17 protein-coding genes and 1 pseudogene are annotated in these 15119 nt (G+C 67.6%); 9 read left to right on the top strand and 9 right to left on the bottom strand.

From position 1 onward, the window contains the following. Positions 1-165, bottom strand: a pseudogene (locus tag HMPREF3115_RS32395) ((2Fe-2S)-binding protein); the annotation flags it as partial. Between the two features lie 531 nt (positions 166-696). On the opposite strand from HMPREF3115_RS32395, the gene HMPREF3115_RS12740 reads away from it, so the two are divergent. After that, the gene (locus tag HMPREF3115_RS12740; protein ID WP_065494465.1) at positions 697-975 is read left to right on the top strand and encodes a hypothetical protein; all 279 of its coding nucleotides are present in this window, start codon (positions 697-699) and stop codon (positions 973-975) included. A gap of 44 nt (positions 976-1019) precedes the next feature. Next, positions 1020-3137 carry a phosphocholine-specific phospholipase C gene (locus HMPREF3115_RS12735; RefSeq protein ID WP_070554627.1) on the top strand — a complete coding sequence of 706 codons (2118 nt, stop codon included), beginning with the start codon at positions 1020-1022 and terminating at the stop codon, positions 3135-3137. Between the two features lie 132 nt (positions 3138-3269). On the opposite strand, the gene HMPREF3115_RS12730 is transcribed toward HMPREF3115_RS12735, so the two are convergent. From HMPREF3115_RS12730 to HMPREF3115_RS12715, 3 genes are all read right to left on the bottom strand, one after another. Beyond that, complete coding sequence (locus HMPREF3115_RS12730; protein WP_006407135.1) at positions 3270-3506, bottom strand: ABC transporter permease; 237 nt, start codon at positions 3504-3506, stop codon at positions 3270-3272. Positions 3507-3548: 42 nt separating this feature from the next. After that, positions 3549-4088, bottom strand: coding sequence for a hypothetical protein (locus HMPREF3115_RS31600; RefSeq protein ID WP_175835559.1), 540 nt, complete (start codon positions 4086-4088; stop codon positions 3549-3551). Positions 4089-4275: 187 nt separating this feature from the next. Continuing rightward, positions 4276-4941, bottom strand: coding sequence for an RBBP9/YdeN family alpha/beta hydrolase (locus HMPREF3115_RS12715; RefSeq protein ID WP_083302204.1), 666 nt, complete (start codon positions 4939-4941; stop codon positions 4276-4278). A gap of 209 nt (positions 4942-5150) precedes the next feature. Between HMPREF3115_RS12715 and HMPREF3115_RS12710 the strand changes: the two genes are divergently transcribed. Genes HMPREF3115_RS12710 through HMPREF3115_RS12690 form a run of 5 tightly spaced genes read left to right on the top strand, consistent with a single transcriptional unit; the run spans position 5151 to position 8242 of the window. Next, on the top strand, positions 5151-5588 hold the full coding sequence (locus HMPREF3115_RS12710) for a VOC family protein (RefSeq protein WP_006407139.1): 438 nt from the start codon (positions 5151-5153) through the stop codon (positions 5586-5588). A 4-nt stretch (positions 5589-5592) separates the two neighbouring features. After that, the gene (locus tag HMPREF3115_RS12705) at positions 5593-6534 is read left to right on the top strand and encodes a 2-hydroxyacid dehydrogenase (protein ID WP_070554622.1); all 942 of its coding nucleotides are present in this window, start codon (positions 5593-5595) and stop codon (positions 6532-6534) included. 32 nt (positions 6535-6566) lie between these two features. Then, positions 6567-7499: a hydroxymethylglutaryl-CoA lyase gene (locus HMPREF3115_RS12700; protein ID WP_006407141.1), complete on the top strand. Its 933-nt coding sequence runs from the start codon at positions 6567-6569 to the stop codon at positions 7497-7499. A 33-nt stretch (positions 7500-7532) separates the two neighbouring features. Next, positions 7533-8039 (top strand): YbaK/EbsC family protein, encoded by a 507-nt coding sequence (locus HMPREF3115_RS12695; RefSeq protein ID WP_006398069.1) that lies wholly within the window; start codon positions 7533-7535, stop codon positions 8037-8039. Next, on the top strand, positions 8036-8242 hold the full coding sequence (locus tag HMPREF3115_RS12690; protein WP_006407142.1) for a DUF1289 domain-containing protein: 207 nt from the start codon (positions 8036-8038) through the stop codon (positions 8240-8242). The genes HMPREF3115_RS12695 and HMPREF3115_RS12690 overlap by 4 nt, the downstream gene beginning before the upstream one ends. A 208-nt stretch (positions 8243-8450) precedes the next feature. Here HMPREF3115_RS12690 and HMPREF3115_RS12685 read toward each other — a convergent pair whose 3' ends face one another. Beyond that, a complete protein-coding gene (locus HMPREF3115_RS12685) occupies positions 8451-9356 on the bottom strand; it encodes a DMT family transporter (protein ID WP_006407143.1) in 906 nt (301 codons plus the stop codon). Between the two features lie 114 nt (positions 9357-9470). Between HMPREF3115_RS12685 and HMPREF3115_RS12680 the strand changes: the two genes are divergently transcribed. Further along, the gene (locus HMPREF3115_RS12680) at positions 9471-9962 is read left to right on the top strand and encodes an Lrp/AsnC family transcriptional regulator (protein ID WP_006407144.1); all 492 of its coding nucleotides are present in this window, start codon (positions 9471-9473) and stop codon (positions 9960-9962) included. A 41-nt stretch (positions 9963-10003) separates the two neighbouring features. Here the strand turns inward: HMPREF3115_RS12680 and HMPREF3115_RS12675 are convergent, their stop codons facing one another. Then, on the bottom strand, positions 10004-10900 hold the full coding sequence (locus tag HMPREF3115_RS12675; protein WP_006407145.1) for an alpha/beta fold hydrolase: 897 nt from the start codon (positions 10898-10900) through the stop codon (positions 10004-10006). Positions 10901-11163: 263 nt separating this feature from the next. Here HMPREF3115_RS12675 and HMPREF3115_RS12670 point away from each other — a divergent pair, with 263 nt between their 5' ends. Continuing rightward, entirely contained in the window at positions 11164-12123 is a 960-nt protein-coding gene (locus tag HMPREF3115_RS12670; RefSeq protein WP_006410436.1) for an NAD(P)H-dependent flavin oxidoreductase, read from the top strand. 123 nt (positions 12124-12246) lie between these two features. Here the strand turns inward: HMPREF3115_RS12670 and HMPREF3115_RS12665 are convergent, their stop codons facing one another. The 3 genes from HMPREF3115_RS12665 to HMPREF3115_RS12655 form a co-directional block, all read right to left on the bottom strand. Next, entirely contained in the window at positions 12247-13209 is a 963-nt protein-coding gene (locus HMPREF3115_RS12665; RefSeq protein WP_070554620.1) for a LysR family transcriptional regulator, read from the bottom strand. 163 nt (positions 13210-13372) lie between these two features. Continuing rightward, positions 13373-14449: a porin gene (locus HMPREF3115_RS12660; protein WP_006407148.1), complete on the bottom strand. Its 1077-nt coding sequence runs from the start codon at positions 14447-14449 to the stop codon at positions 13373-13375. A 345-nt stretch (positions 14450-14794) separates the two neighbouring features. Continuing rightward, positions 14795-15119: peptide-binding protein (locus HMPREF3115_RS12655; protein WP_070554618.1), on the bottom strand; the 325-nt coding region annotated here is incomplete at its 5' end.

Genomic DNA, 15119 nt, shown 5'->3' with positions numbered 1-15119 from the left:
CGCGCCGACCGTTGCGGCGGCCGCCGCCGATTGCAGGAAGCGGCGCCGCGCGGCGCTCGACGGCGTATCGTGAACGGGCGGCGTCGCGCCGTGCTGGCAAGGCGCCGCGGGCGAACATGGGCCGCGCGGCGCGGATGACGGGGAAAGAGGTCGATCGCTGGACATGACTTCTGCTCGCTCCATGAATTGAGGGACGCAGATGTGGACATCCGCGCGCGCAATGGCGACGCGGACGAAGCACGCGTATCGGCTGCCGTAGCAATCGCGATGCCGCGCATGGCGCGCGTGCGCCGCGCATCGTGCGGTTCGCGCACCGCAAGCGCTTGGGCGATGCGTGCGCGGCTCGCGTCGCCGTTCCTGACGCGAACATGACGCGCCGCTGACGCGCGACGGTCGCCGCACGGTCGATGCGGCAAAAAATGCACGTACGGCCGCCGTTTGCGGACATCTCGACCGACTGCCGCGCGCGGCGCGCGATCGCGCAACAGGCAGCGACACGTGCGTGCGTTGCGCCGAACGTCGATGCCGATGCATGCGCGATTTACCGCACGTTGGAAATCCGGCGTGGCGAAAGCGTTCGGTCAGCCGCACGAAAGCGTTTTGCGATCACGCGGCCGTCGCAAACGATTCACCGAAACGTCGCATCGCGACGGCATACTCGAAAACGTTCCCGATCGACCCGCCAGGAGAGTCCTCATGCATCGCGTCGCGTTCGTCGTCGTTCTTTGTGTCGCCGCGCTGGCCGCCTGCAGCGACGACGCGCCGCACGACACGCAGGCCGCCGACGCATCGCAACAGGCCGGCGCGTCCGCCGGCAGCGCGAACGCGTTCAACGGCGGCGCGCCTTCGAACGTCGCCGCGTCGGCGGCCGCGCCGCTCGCGCCGCCGGTCGTGCACTACCCGCCCGACGACGACGATGCGCAAGCCGCGACGGATGTACGCGCATCGGACGCCGCCGCCGCGCCCTCGCACTGATTTCGCCGTCCCCTTCCCCGCATCGCAGAACCGAGGTGAACAACATGACGTCATCCAGCCGCCGCCGTTTCCTGCATACCGTCGCGCAATCCGCGGGCGCCGCCGTCGCGCTCAACGCGTTTCCCGAATCGATCCGTCGCGCGCTCGCGATTCCGGCCGCGCGCGGAACCGGCACGATCCGCGACGTCGAGCACATCGTCGTGTTCATGCAGGAAAACCGCTCGTTCGATCATTATTTCGGACACCTGCGCGGCGTGCGCGGCTACAACGACCGCTTCCCGATCCCGCTGCCGAACGGCAAGCCGGTCTGGTATCAGCCGTCGAAGGCCGATCCGTCGCGCGCGGTGCTGCCGTTTCGGCTGAACACGCTGACGACGAGCGCGCAGTGCGTCGGCGATCTCGATCACTCGTGGTACAAGACGCACGCGGCGATCGACGGCGGCCGCTACGACCAGTGGCCGGCCAACAAGACCGACATGACGATGGGCTATCACGTGCGCGAGGACATTCCGTTCCACTACGCGCTCGCCGACGCGTTCACCGTCTGCGATCACTACTTCTGCTCGCTGCCGGGGCCGACGCACCCGAACCGCGCGTATCTGATGACGGGTACGGTCGATCCGACCGGCAAGTTCGGCGGCCCGCTGCTCGACAACAACGACTACGTCGACGGCGACGGCCCGCCCACCTATCAGCTGCTGTCGTGGACGACGTTCCCCGAGCGGCTCGAGGCGCGCGGCGTGTCGTGGCAGGTCTACCAGCAGGGAACGACCGGCAGCGATCCGTACAACGGCAACTACGGGACGAACATCCTGCAGAACTTCGCGAACTTCATCAACGCGCAGCCGGGCTCGTCGCTGTACCAGCGCGCGCAGACGGTGCGCACGCTCGACGACCTGAAGGCGGACGTGCTCGCGGGCCGGCTGCCGCAGGTGTCGTGGCTGCTGCCGCCCGCCGCGTTCTCCGAGCATCCGAAGTACACGCCCGCGTACGGCGCGAACTACACGTCGCAGATCCTCGATGCGCTGACGGCGAATCCGGACGTCTGGCGCAAGACCGTGCTGTTCATCATGTACGACGAGAACGACGGCTTCTTCGACCACATCGTGCCGCCGCAACCGCCGACGTCCGACGCGCAGGGCGCCTCGACGGTGACGACCGACGGCGAGCTGCACACGGTCGTGAACCCGGGCCGCGGCGGCAGCTACACGGCCGACGGCCTGCCGTACGGCCTCGGCCCGCGCGTGCCGATGACGATCGTGTCGCCATGGACCAAGGGCGGCTTCGTCTGTTCGCAGGTGTTCGATCACACGTCGGTGATCCGCTTCATCGGCGCGCGCTTCGGCGTCGACGAGCCGAACATCACGCCGTGGCGCCGCACGGTGTGCGGCGATCTGACGTCGGCGTTCGACTTCCGCTCGTCCGACGCGACGTTCCCGCCGTTGCCGGACACGAGCCAGTACCGCTCGCTCGCCGATCAGCAATGCACGTCGCAGCCGGCGCCGACGGTGCCCGCGACGCCGTCACCGATCGATCCGCAGGAGCCCGGCGTGCGTCCCGCACGCGCGCTGCCGTACGAGCTTCACGTGAACGCGACGCTGCGCGGCGCACACACGCTGCGCATCGAGTTCGCGAACCGCGGCGATCAGGGCGCGCACTTCTATGTGTACGGGACGAACCGGACCGACGGCCCGTGGCGCTATACGGTGGGCGCGCGCCGCGTGCTGCATGCGGAATTCGACCTGACCGTGACGAACGGCGCGTATGCGTTCTCGGTGTACGGGCCGAACGGCTTCGTGCGGATCTTCGCGGGCGACGTATCGGCGGCGGCCGCGCGGCGGCGGAACGACGCGCAGCCGGAAGTGAAGGCCGGCTACGACGTCGCCAACGGCAATCTGTATCTGAAGCTGCACAACCACGGCACGACGCGCGTGACGCTCACGCTGACCGACAATGCGTACGGCGCACCGTCACGCGAGGTCACGCTGCACGGCGGCGAGGAGCGCGTCGAGCAGTGGCTGCTGGCCTCGAGCCACCAGTGGTATGACGTAACGGTCAGCGACGGCGCGAACGGCACGTTCTCGCGCCGCTTCGCGGGACACGTCGAGAACGGCCGGCCGAGCTATTCGGATCCGGCGGCCGTGCGGCCGGTGGCGGCATAGCGCGTAGCGCAAGGCGGCGATTCGCGTCGCGCCGCGACAAACGGGCCGCGTGTGAAAAAAGACGACGCCCCGGCCAACGATGCGGCCGGGGCGTCTTCGAGCAGGCGCGGCGCCCGCGCGCCGGCAGTCCGATCAGCGAGGACCGCCGGTGAATCCGGCGAATGCGCCGGCGAGGCCGCCGCTGACCATGCCCGCAATACCGACGGACGGCCAATGAGCGCCGATTGCCATTGCGCCGCCAGCATTCGCCAGCCCGCCGATTACGGCCCCCTGCAATCCACCCAATATCGCCCCCGGAATATTGCCTGCGCCGCTCACCTTCGACAGTTCGTCATGGGTCAGCTCTCTCGCCGCCCAATGCCCGAACATCGCCGGTGCCGTGACCAATACATCGGCTTTCTGAAATGGATCTCATGCGCCATCGTGCGTTCTCCGTCTATTCGAAAAGCTTCGATAAAAGAACTCGCCGAGCAACGCCGCACTCACGGCGGCAATTGCATCGGCGAAGTGCGACGAGGCGCCCACGGCAAAGCGCTCCGACAATCGATGAACACCGAGGAACAACAAAAAGGTCAGAAGTAGTCTCAACAGAACGATCCAGCCTTCTCGCTTCATGCTCATGCTCCGCCCGTGTGCAAAAACAATCCCGACGGATTTCATTCGGCATACCTCGATGCCTCTGAAATCGCTGGCTTGTTCGATTTCCCGTCGATCACTGAAACGAATGATCCTGAATAGACGCTTCGCGATCCATCGCAATTCGTCCAAATCGATACGCATTATGCGACGGGCAATGCGTAGGCAAGGGTGCAATGGCCTCGGAAGGCGATGTCTGAACAGGACGGGGAAGTAAGCGTCGAGCGCGAAGCGACGGCAGGCGGCCGGATAAGGGCGGCCATCCGTCAGTCGATCGGCGATTTGGACGAACGGCGGATCTGCATCGTCGAGCAAACACGTACCGTGCTCGACAGTACGCCGATACGAGACCTCGCGCCGAGCGCGAACTGACGACGCAATGCGCGTGGATCGTGCCGGGTCAGCCGCCGTCGGCAGTGCACGGTCCGGCGCGTCCGATCGCCACAACGGCGACCGGACGCGGCGTAACCGCATGCGGGTGAATGACCGGCTTCAGGATGGTTCAGGCACTCAACGATTGCTCCAGCCGGACCAGCGATCTCTCCAGACTGATTTCCGTCGTGGAAAGTACGGCCGACACGTCGTCGGCGTCGTCCGCCGCGTCGCGAAACCGCAGCGGCGCCGCGCAGTGCACGAGCGTATCGACGAAGTATTTCGCGCGCGGCCACGGCCCGAAGCCGGCCGCCGTGTTGATGTGACCGGCATCGCCGAGATTGACGAACGCGCTGCCGAGCTGTTGCGCGAGCGTGCGCGCATCGGCGAGCGGCATCCACGGATCGGTTTCGCTGCCGATCACGATCGACGGCACCGGCAGGCGGCGTGCGTCGAACGGCCCGGCGAACGTGAATTTGCGCGGGCTCGCGGGCGCGACGAGCAGCACGCCCGCGACGTCGGCCGCGAGCGGCCACTGCCCGAGCGCATGCGCGGCCGCGAGGCAGCCGAAGCTATGCGCGGCGAGCACGAACGGCCCGCGCTCGCGTTCGAGCAAGGCGCGCACGGCCTGCGCCCAGCGCGCGAGATCGGGTGCATCCCAGTCGTCCTGCTCGACGCGCAGCGCGCGCGGAAACTGCCGTTCGAGCCAGGTCTGCCAATGAGCGCCTTCGCTGCCGTGCAGGCCCGGAACCGTCACGAGCCGCGGCGGCCACGCCGATCTGCTGCATCCGCGCATGATTGCCCTCGCTTGCTTGTACAGGTAGGCCGATTGTCGCGTGCGGCGCGCGGCAGCCGAACCAATATTTTGTGCTTTGCTTTTGCGCACGCCGCCGCGCGACGGCGCGCGATAGGCGCCGACACCGTAGAATGTGGGCTTCCCGTCAGCTATGCATGGAGCCGGACCGCGCGCCGCCGCGCGCGCGTCCGATCGTCAGGAGACGCCCGATGTCCGCTACGCCTTCCCGCGCGCTGCGCCCCTTCCATCTCGCCTTTCCCGTATCGAGCCTCGCCGACGCGCGCGCGTTCTACGGCGGCCTGCTCGGCTGCCCGGAAGGCCGCAGCGCCGACCACTGGGTCGATTTCGACTTCTTCGGCCATCAGCTCGTCGCGCACCTCGCGCCCGACGAAACCGGCGCGAGCGCGGTGAACGCGGTCGACGGCGACGACGTGCCGGTGCGCCACTTCGGCGTCGTGCTGTCGATGGACGAATGGCACGCGCTCGCCGACCGGCTGCGCGCCGCGCAGATCCGCTTCGTGATCGAGCCGCACGTGCGCTTCAAGGGCGAAGTCGGCGAGCAGGCGACGATGTTCTTCCTCGATCCGTGCGGCAATGCGCTCGAATTCAAGGCATTCGCCGACATCGGCCAGCTGTTCGCGAAGTGAGCGCATGAAGATCCTGTTCCATTCGCCGCACCAGGACGCCGCCGCATGGCACGACGCGTTCGCGCGCGTGCTGCCCGAGGCCGAACTGCGCGCGTGGCAGCCCGGCGATACGGCCGCGGCCGACTATGCGCTCGTGTGGCGCGCACCGCCCGCGTTCTTCGCGCCGCGCGACGGACTGCGCGCGATCTTCAATCTCGGCGCGGGCGTCGACGCGCTGCTCGCGTTCGAACGCGCCCATCCCGGCACGCTGCCGCGGCACGTGCCGCTCGTGCGGCTCGAAGATTCCGGCATGGCGCAGCAGATGATCGAATACGTGACGCACGCGGTGCTGCGCTACCTGCGCCGTTTCGACGAATACGACGCCTTGCAGCGCGAGCGTCGCTGGCAGGTGCTCGACGCGCATCCGCGCGCGAGCTTCGTCGTCGCGGTGCTCGGCCTCGGCGTGCTCGGCACGCAGGTCGCACGTGCGCTCGCGGCGCTCGGCCTGCCGGTGCGCGGCTACAGCCGCAGCCTGAAACGCATCGACGGCATCGAGACATTCGCCGGCGACGACGCGCTCGACGCCTGCCTCGACGGCGCGAAGGTGCTCGTGAACCTGCTGCCGAGCACGCCGGCCACCGACGGCCTGCTGTGCGCGCGCACGTTCGCGCGGCTCGCGCCGGGTGCCTATCTGATCAACGTCGCGCGCGGCGCGCATCTCGTCGAAGCCGATCTGCTCGACGCGCTCGCGAGCGGCCGGATCGCCGCGGCGACGCTCGACGTGTTCCAGCACGAGCCGCTGCCCGCCGATCATCCGTTCTGGCACACGCCGCGCATCACGATCACGCCGCACAGCTCGGCCGAGACGCTGCGCGACGAAGCCGTCGAGCAGATCGCCGCGAAGATCCGCGCCTTCGAGCGCGGCGAGCCGGTCGGCGGCATCGTCGACTACGCGCGCGGCTACTGACGCCCGCCATACCAAGCAACCAGGAGACAACCATGACGTTCCCCACCGCCGTCAAGATCGTCGAAGTCGGCCCGCGCGACGGGCTGCAGAACGAAAAGACCTTCGTGCCGACCGACGTGAAGATCGCGCTCGTCGACAAGCTGTCGCGCGCGGGCTTTCGCAACATCGAAGCCGCATCGTTCGTGTCGCCGAAATGGGTGCCGCAGATGGCCGACGGCGCCGACGTGATGGCCGGCATCGAGCGCCGCGCGGGCACCGTCTACTCGGTGCTCACGCCGAACCTGAAAGGCTTCGAGAACGCGCTCGCCGCGCGTGCCGACGAAGTCGTGATCTTCGGTGCGGCGAGCGAGGCGTTCTCGCAGCGGAACATCAACTGCAGCATCGCCGAGAGCATCGCGCGCTTCGAGCCCGTCGCGAAGGCCGCGAAGGAGGCGGGCCTGCGGCTGCGCGGCAGCGTGTCGTGCGCGCTCGGCTGCCCGTACCAGGGCGAGGTGCCGGTCGCGTCGGTCGTCGACGTCGTCGAGCGCTTCGCGGCGCTCGGCTGCGACGAGATCGACATCGCCGACACGATCGGCGTCGGCACGCCGAAGCGCACGCGCGAAGTGCTCGACGCGGTCGCCCGCGTGTTCCCGCGCGAGCGGCTGTCGGGCCACTTCCACGATACGTACGGCCAGGCGCTCGCAAACATCTATGCGGCGCTGTTCGAAGGCATCGAGATCTTTCACGCGTCGGTCGCGGGGCTCGGCGGCTGCCCGTACGCGAAGGGCGCGACCGGCAACGTCGCGACCGAGGACGTGCTGTACCTGATGCAGGGCCTCGGCATCGACACCGGCATCGATCTCGCGCAGGTGGTCGCCGCCGGCGACTTCATCTCGAACGCGATCGGCCGCGCGAACGTGTCGCGCGCCGGGCGCGCGCTGCTCGCGAAAGCGCAGAGCGCGGCCGATGCGCCGAGCTGCACCTGACCCGACATTCGACGACTGGATGGATTCCTGAACATGACGACACCCGCTTCACTCGACACGCTCCCCGATTCCGCGCGCCGCGTCGCGCTGCTGCTGCGCGAGCGCGGCCACACGAAGGACATCGTGATGCTCGCCGAAACCGGCAAAACCTCCGCGGAGGCCGCGGCCGGCCTCGGCTGCTCGGTCGCGCAGATCGCGAAATCGATTCTGTTTCGCCGGCAGGCGGACGGCGCGCCGGTGCTCGTCGTCGCGAGCGGTGCGAACCGCGTCGACGAACGAAAGGTCGCCGCGCAAGTCGGCCCGGTCGGCCGCGCGGATGCGAAGTTCGTGCGCGACAACACCGGCTATGCGATCGGCGGCGTTTGCCCGATCGGTCATCTGGTCGAACCGGTCACGCTGATCGATGCCGATCTGCTCGCGCTCGACAGCCTGTGGGCAGCTGCCGGCCATCCGCATGCGGTGTTCAACCTGTCGCCGCAGGAGCTCCTCGCACTGACGGGCGCGCCGGTCGCGGACGTCGCGCTGCGGGACCCGGCATGAGCGACGTGCCGGTGCCGGTCGGTGTCGTGGGTTCGCCCTGCACGGACGTATGCCGCATCGATCCGCGCACCGAGTGGTGCGCGGGCTGCCTGCGCACGCGCGACGAGATCCGCGCATGGCGCAGCGCCGACGACGACGCGCGACGCGTGGTGCTCGCGCGGCTCGATGCGCGGCGGCGCATGCTTGCGCGAAGCGGCGAATAAAAAAAAGCCGTTCAGCCTGCGGGCGAACGGCGTCGAGATCGGAATCCTGTGAACGTGATCAACGTCACAGCCGCGATGATACGAGCGACGCGCCGGCATCGCATCGGGTGTTTCCCTACAACTTCTTACAGCGCTGCCGCGCACGCGTGCGGGCACCGCGAACGGCCGTTCGCGCACGCTCGCGGCGCACGAAAAGCGTACGACCGTTTCAGTTGCCGGCGTGCGCGCGACGGCGCGTCGGCACGATGCGCCAGCCGAGATTGACGCCGGCCGCCGCGAGCAGGATCAGCAGCGCGCCGAACACTTGCGCCCATGCGAGCGTCTGGCCGAACGCGATTCGATCGACGACGATCGCGACGATCGGATAGACGAACGACAGCGCGCCCGTCATCGCGGTCGGCAGCTTCTGGATCGCGCCGTACAGCAGCACGTACATCACGCCGGTGTTCACGATCCCGAGCACGACGAGATCGGCCCACTGCGCGGGCGTCGCGGGCGGCGTGTCGAAGTGCGCGAACGGCGCGAGCAGCACGATCCCGAGCGCGACCTGCAATAGCGCGAGCAGATGCGGCGGCGTGCCCTTCAGATGCTTCGTGATGATCGACGACACCGCGTACAGAAACGCCGCGCCGAGCGCGAGCGCGACGCCTTCGAGATATTCGCCCGGCACCGCGAGCACGGCCGGCTCGACACGCACGACGCACACGAGCCCGACGAAGGCGAGCGCGAGCCAGACGAGCGTCGACGCCGTGATCCGCTCGCGGAACACGATCGCGCCGAGCGCGACCAGCATGAACGGCTGCGTGTTGTAGACGGCCGTCGCCATCGAGATCGACGCACGCGAGTACGCGGCGAACAGCAGCAGCCAGTTGGCGACGATCGCGATGCTGCCGAGCGCCGTGAGGATGAGCATGCGCGGCGAAAACAGCGCGCGGCGCAACAGGCCGAGCGCCGCGCACACGATCGCGAGCGTCGCGGCGCCGAACACGCAGCGAAAGAACACGACGTTGGCGAGCGGCTGCTGCGACGACATCACGAGCCAGCCGATCGAGCCGGACATCACCATCGCGACGACCATCTCGGCGGCGCCGCGGCGGATTTCATTCGAGACCATCGTGATACTCCGTTAAGCGGAATCGGATGACTTCGATTCTAGAAACTTGCAATCGCGCCGGCCACGACTAAACTGAAGCGAATCCAACGATTCACCTTAGAAAGCAAAGCGATCATGCCGAAACGCCTTTCCCCTCCGGCCGTCGCGTCGCTCGACGCGATCGACCGCGCGATCGTTGCGGCGCTCGCCGACGACGCGCGCATCGCGACGAGCGAGCTCGCGCGGCAGATCGGGCTATCGGCCCCGGCCACGGCCGATCGCGTGCGGCGCCTCGAGGCACAGGGCGTGATCGCCGGCTTCACCGTCGAGCTCGATCCGCGCGCGCTCGGCTACACGCTGCAGGCGATCGTCCGCGTGAAGCCGCTGCCGGGCCAGCTGCATCTCGTCGAGGAACTGCTGCGGCGCATTCCCGAATTCGTCGAATGCGACAAGGTGACCGGCGACGACTGCTTCATCTGCCGCCTCTATCTGCGCACGATCGAGCACCTCGACGGCATTCTGTCGAAGGTCACCGAGCGTGCGGAGACGAGCACGGCGATCGTGAAGTCGACGCCCGTGCCGCGCCGTCTGCCGCCGCTCGTCGAAGAAGAGGAGTCGCACCGCTGACGTGCGGCGCGCGCCGCGCGGAAGCGAGCCGAACCGGCGCCTTAGACGGCCGGTTCGCGCGCCTCGAAGAACGCGAGCATCTCGTCGATCAGCGCGACGGGCGCTTCTTCCGGGATGTAGTGCCCGCAGTCGAGCGCGCGGCCGCTGACGTCGCGCGCGACGCGCCGCCATTCGTCGAGCGGCTCGAAGCAGCGCGCGACGACACCATTCGCGCCCCACAGCACACGCAGCGGGCACGCGATCTTGTTGCCGCGTTCGAGATCGGCACGGTCGTGCTCGAGATCGATCGTCGCCGAGGCGCGATAGTCCTCGCACATCGCGTGCACGGCGCCCGGCTGCGCGAGCGCCGTGCGGTACGCGTCGAGCGCATGCGGCGCGAACGGCGCGAGCCCGGCCGACCGGTTGCCCATCACACGCTCGATGTAGGCGTCGGTATGGCCTTCGATCAGCGTTTCGGGCAGCGGCTCGGGCTGGATCAGGAAAAACCAGTGGAAATACGCGGTCGCGAACGCGCGGTCGGTCTGCTCGTACATCGCGAGCGTCGGCGCGATGTCGAGCAGCATCATCCGCTCGACGGCGGACGGATGATCGAGCGCGAGCCGATGCGCGACACGCGCGCCGCGGTCGTGCGCGCAGACATGAAATTGCGTGAAGCCGAAATGGCGCATCACGGCGACCTGATCGGCGGCCATCGCGCGTTTCGAATACGGCGCATGCCGGGCGTCGCTCGGCGGCTTGCCGGACGCGCCGTAACCGCGCAGATCGGTGGCGATCACCGTAAAGTGATTCGCGAGCGTCGCGGCGACGCGATGCCAGATCACGTGAGTCTGCGGGTGACCGTGCAGCAGCAGAAGCGGCGGCCCCGCGCCTCCTTTGACACCGAAGATCTCGGTGTCCTGCACCGTCACGCGAAACGGTGCGAACGCGTCGAACGACATGGTCTGTTTCTCGTAGGTTCGTTATGGCGGCTATTGTAGGAGCGCCGGCCACCGCGAAGCGCGGCGCAGCAGCCAAAACACATAGAGACAGAGCACTCGTTCGAGCGCAGGCGCGTCGCACGTTTCGCCAAGCTGGCGTAAAATCGCACGACCGTTCGTATTACTCGCTGCGTACGGTGCCGTTCGCGATTACACTCGGAGCGCCGGCCACCATGCCTCACGCGCACGCCGACGCGCCGCCGGGTCGATATTGGAGACTTCCTATGGCATTGCCTGCCGTCCTGCAGAACCTGACGCTGCCCGTCATCGCGTCGCCGATGTTCATCGTCAGCTATCCCGAACTCGTGCTCGCGCAATGCAAGGCGGGCATCGTCGGTTCGTTTCCCGCACTGAACGCGCGCCCCGCCGAACTGCTCGACGAGTGGCTCACGCAGATCCAGTCGGAGCTCGCCGCGTACAAGTCGAGCCATCCCGACGCCGTCATCGGGCCGATCGCGGTCAACCAGATCGTGCATCAGTCGAACGTGCGGCTCGAGCACGACGTGCGCGTGTGCGTCGACCACAAGGTGCCGATCTTCATCACGAGCCTGCGCGCGCCGGCGCGCGAGATCGTCGACGCGGTGCACAGCTACGGCGGTATCGTGCTGCACGACGTGATCAATCTCCGCCATGCGCAAAAGGCGCTGGAAGCGGGCGTCGACGGGCTGATCCTCGTCGCGGCCGGTGCGGGCGGCCATGCGGGCACGACCTCGCCGTTCGCGCTGGTCGGCGAAGTGCGCAGGATCTTCGACGGCCCGATCGTGCTGTCGGGCGCGATCGCGAACGGCGGCTCGATTCTCGCCGCGCAGGCGATGGGCGCCGATCTCGCCTACATGGGCACGCGCTTCATCGCGACGCAGGAAGCGCATGCGGTCGAAGACTACAAGCGCGCGATCCTGAACGCGAAATCGTCGGACATCATCTACACGAACCTGTTTACCGGCGTGCACGGCAACTACATTCGCGAAAGCATCGAGAAGGCCGGACTCGATCCGGAGGCGCTGCCCGAATCCGACAAATCGAAGATGAATTTCGGCGGCGACAAGGCGAAGGCGTGGAAGGACATCTGGGGCGCCGGTCAGGGCGTCGGGCTGATGGACGACCTGCCGAGCGTCGGCGCGCTCGTCGAGCGGCTCAAGACCGAATACGACGCCGCGAAGGCGCGGCTCGGCGTGACGCGCTGACGTCGCTATCGCTGCTGAAGCGGCATGTGACGTTGCCGATCCGCGAATCGGTCGGACAAAAAAAATCGCGGACCGTCTGCTGCACGGTCCGCGATTTTTTTATGTCGATGCGCAGCGGCGCGTTCAGCCCGTGCGCTTCATCCGCGACATCGGCAGCACGTGCGAGCGCGATTCGATCGACGGACACAGCGACTGCCCTTCGAAGCGCGCAGCAAGAAAATCGACGAACGAGCGCACCTTCGCCGATACGTGGCGACGGCTCGCATACACCGCATAGATCGGCAGCTCGCGCGGCGGTACCGCATCGACAAGCACGGGCATGAGCCGCCCCGCCTCGATGTCGTCGCCGACCACTTCGGTGCCGAGCAGCGCAATGCCGGCGCCGGCCAGCACGGCCGCGCGCAGGCCTTCGAGATGGTTGACGATCAGATTGCCGTTCAGCGCCACGCGCGACGCGGCGGCCGCGTCGTTCAGCATCGCGTCGAGCGTCGACGCGTTCGAGTCGCGCCGCAGGTAGTTGTGCTGCGCGAGATCCGCGAGCGTCTCGGGCGTCCCGTGCTTTTTCAGATACTCGGGCGACGCGACGAGCAGAATGTGCGCGGTCGCGATCTGGCGCGCCACGAGCGACGACGACTTCAGTCCGCTCGGCGCCGCGCGCACGGCGACGTCGTAGCCCTCGTCGATCAGTTCGACGACTCGATCGGACAACGTAATCTCGACCGTCACGTCCGGAAAGCGCTCCGCATAATCGGTGACGGCCTGCATCACGTGACGCAGGCCGAATGCGGACAGCGACGTCACGCGCAGCCGCCCTTGCGGCACCACGCTCGCGGCGCCGACGGCCTGTCCCGCTTCGTCGAGTTCGGACAGCGCCTGCACGAGGCGCTCGTAATATTCGCGTCCCGCCTCGGTGGGCGCGACGCGTCGCGTCGTACGATGCAGCAGCCGTGCGCCGAGCTGCTGCTCCAGGTGCATCACGTGCTTGCTCGCCATCGCCGCCGACATTTGCATGCGCTCCGCCGCGCCGACGAAGCTGCCCACTTCGACGACGTAGCGAAACACATTCATGCTGACGAGGGTATCCATCTAACTAGCTCGCAATTCCAGGTGATGATGCTATTGCGAGATAGGGTAACAAAGGCACGCGAAGCGAAAGGTCAAGAATGGCAAAACGGCGCCGCGATATCGCGGCGCCGTTTCGTGTCGGGCGCAAAGCGTGCGCGGCACGAGCGCCGCGCGCGACAGAGGGTCAGAACTTCGCGCGGATGCCGGCGCCGAACGTGTTGCCCGTCGACAGTCCGCTGATGTGATCGTTCATGTAGGCCGCGTAAATGTCCGTGCGCTTCGACAGCGGATAGTCGTAGCCGACCGCCCAGGTCTGACGCGTCTGGTCGAGCCCGCCGCCGTCGCGCGAATAAGCGTAGGACGCCATCGCGTTGCCGACGCCGATCGGCACCGACACGCCGCCTTGCGCGGTGTTCACGTGCCAGCTGCCCGCGACCTGGTCATTCTTCGTATACATGTACTGGCCGAACAGCTTGACGTACTTCAGATCGTAGGTCGCGCCGACGAGCGCGATGCCCTGGCTCTTCATGCCGGCGACGAGCGCGCTCAGGTCGCGCGGGCCGTTGTTGAAGTTCACGTACTGATAGACGGCCGTCGCCGCGAACGGGCCGTTCGCATAGTTGAACTGCGCGCTCCACTTCTTCGAGCCGTTGTCGCCGGCCTGATTGCCGAGCGCGTACATCGCGCCGAAATTCAGTCCACCGAACGACGGCGACGTGTACGACACCGCGTTGTTCCAGCCCGAATCGCCGACCGCGCCCTGATCGCTCGGATAGGTCGGGAACGTGCCGAGGCCGAGGAACACGTGGTACACCATCGGCGAGAACGTGTACGAGTCGTAGAACGGGTTGAACAGGATCGTCGAGAGGAACAGGTGCGTGGTCAGGCGACCGGCCGTCACCGTGCCGTACGGCGAGCTGATGCCGACGTACGCGTTGCGCGCGAAGAACGTGTCGCCGGTGAAGCGGCCGTACTGGCCGTTCTGCGCGCGGAAGAAGCTTTCGAGCGTGAAGATCGCCTTGTAGCCGCCGCCGAGATCCTCGGCGCCGTGCATCCCCCAGTACGACGTCGACATCCCGCCGCCGCTCACGTTCCATGCGCGGTCGCCGCCGGGGAACTTCGTCGCACCGATCCATTCGTCGACCTGACCGTAGAGCGACACGCTCGATTGCGCATGGGCGGGCGCGGCAGCGGCCACACAGGCGGCCGCTGCAATCAGCTTGACGGACGTGCGCGACGCACGGCGGGCGAATGCTTTCATGGGATCTCCAGGTTTTGTCGATGTATCGATAAGTGGCGCGAGCGTTGTTATCGGAGCCGATGCTTGCGTCGTGTGGGGCGCAGCCATCTTTACGGATCATTTGTCCGGTCAAAATTGCGCGCACTTATTGCGGGTATAGCGGCGTGATTAACTTCGCGAAGGCGATACGTGGCCGGCGCTCGCGGCGCGGCCCCGCGCGGGGCGCGCGCACGACGGGACGGCGGCGCTTCGCGCGCGTGCCGGGCGCGAAAGATAGCGCAATGCGACGGGAAAATCAGCGGAAATGTATGCGCGACTGTGGCGAATTCGCATCAGCCGGCTTCGGAGGGCCGAACGCGGGCGCGTTCAGTTGCGGTAGAACGGCGAGAAAAACGGCGAGTGTGCGGGTTCTTCCTGCGACCGCGGCGGCGGCATCGGGCGGCCGCCGCGCTCCTCGTTGTAGCGCGCGACGTCGGCGCGGATCGAGCCCGCGCGCAGCGGCATGTTGCCGGCGCCCGACGGACGCGTCATCTGGCGCACCTCGGCGCTGATCGGCCGATACGGGCTTTGCGCGGCGTAATGGCCGTACGACGGCGTCGGACGCAAGCCCCAACGCGAACCGCCCGCGCCGACGCCGGGGCCCGGCGCACGCGCGAGCGGCGTCGCACGACGCCACATCGGCGCGCCGCCG

It is taken from the genome of Burkholderia sp. HMSC10F09, assembly GCF_001806955.1.
Lineage (GTDB): Bacteria > Pseudomonadota > Gammaproteobacteria > Burkholderiales > Burkholderiaceae > Burkholderia > Burkholderia multivorans.
The sequence above is the reverse complement of the archived record's forward strand: the minus strand, read 5'-3'. Positions and strand labels throughout refer to the sequence as shown.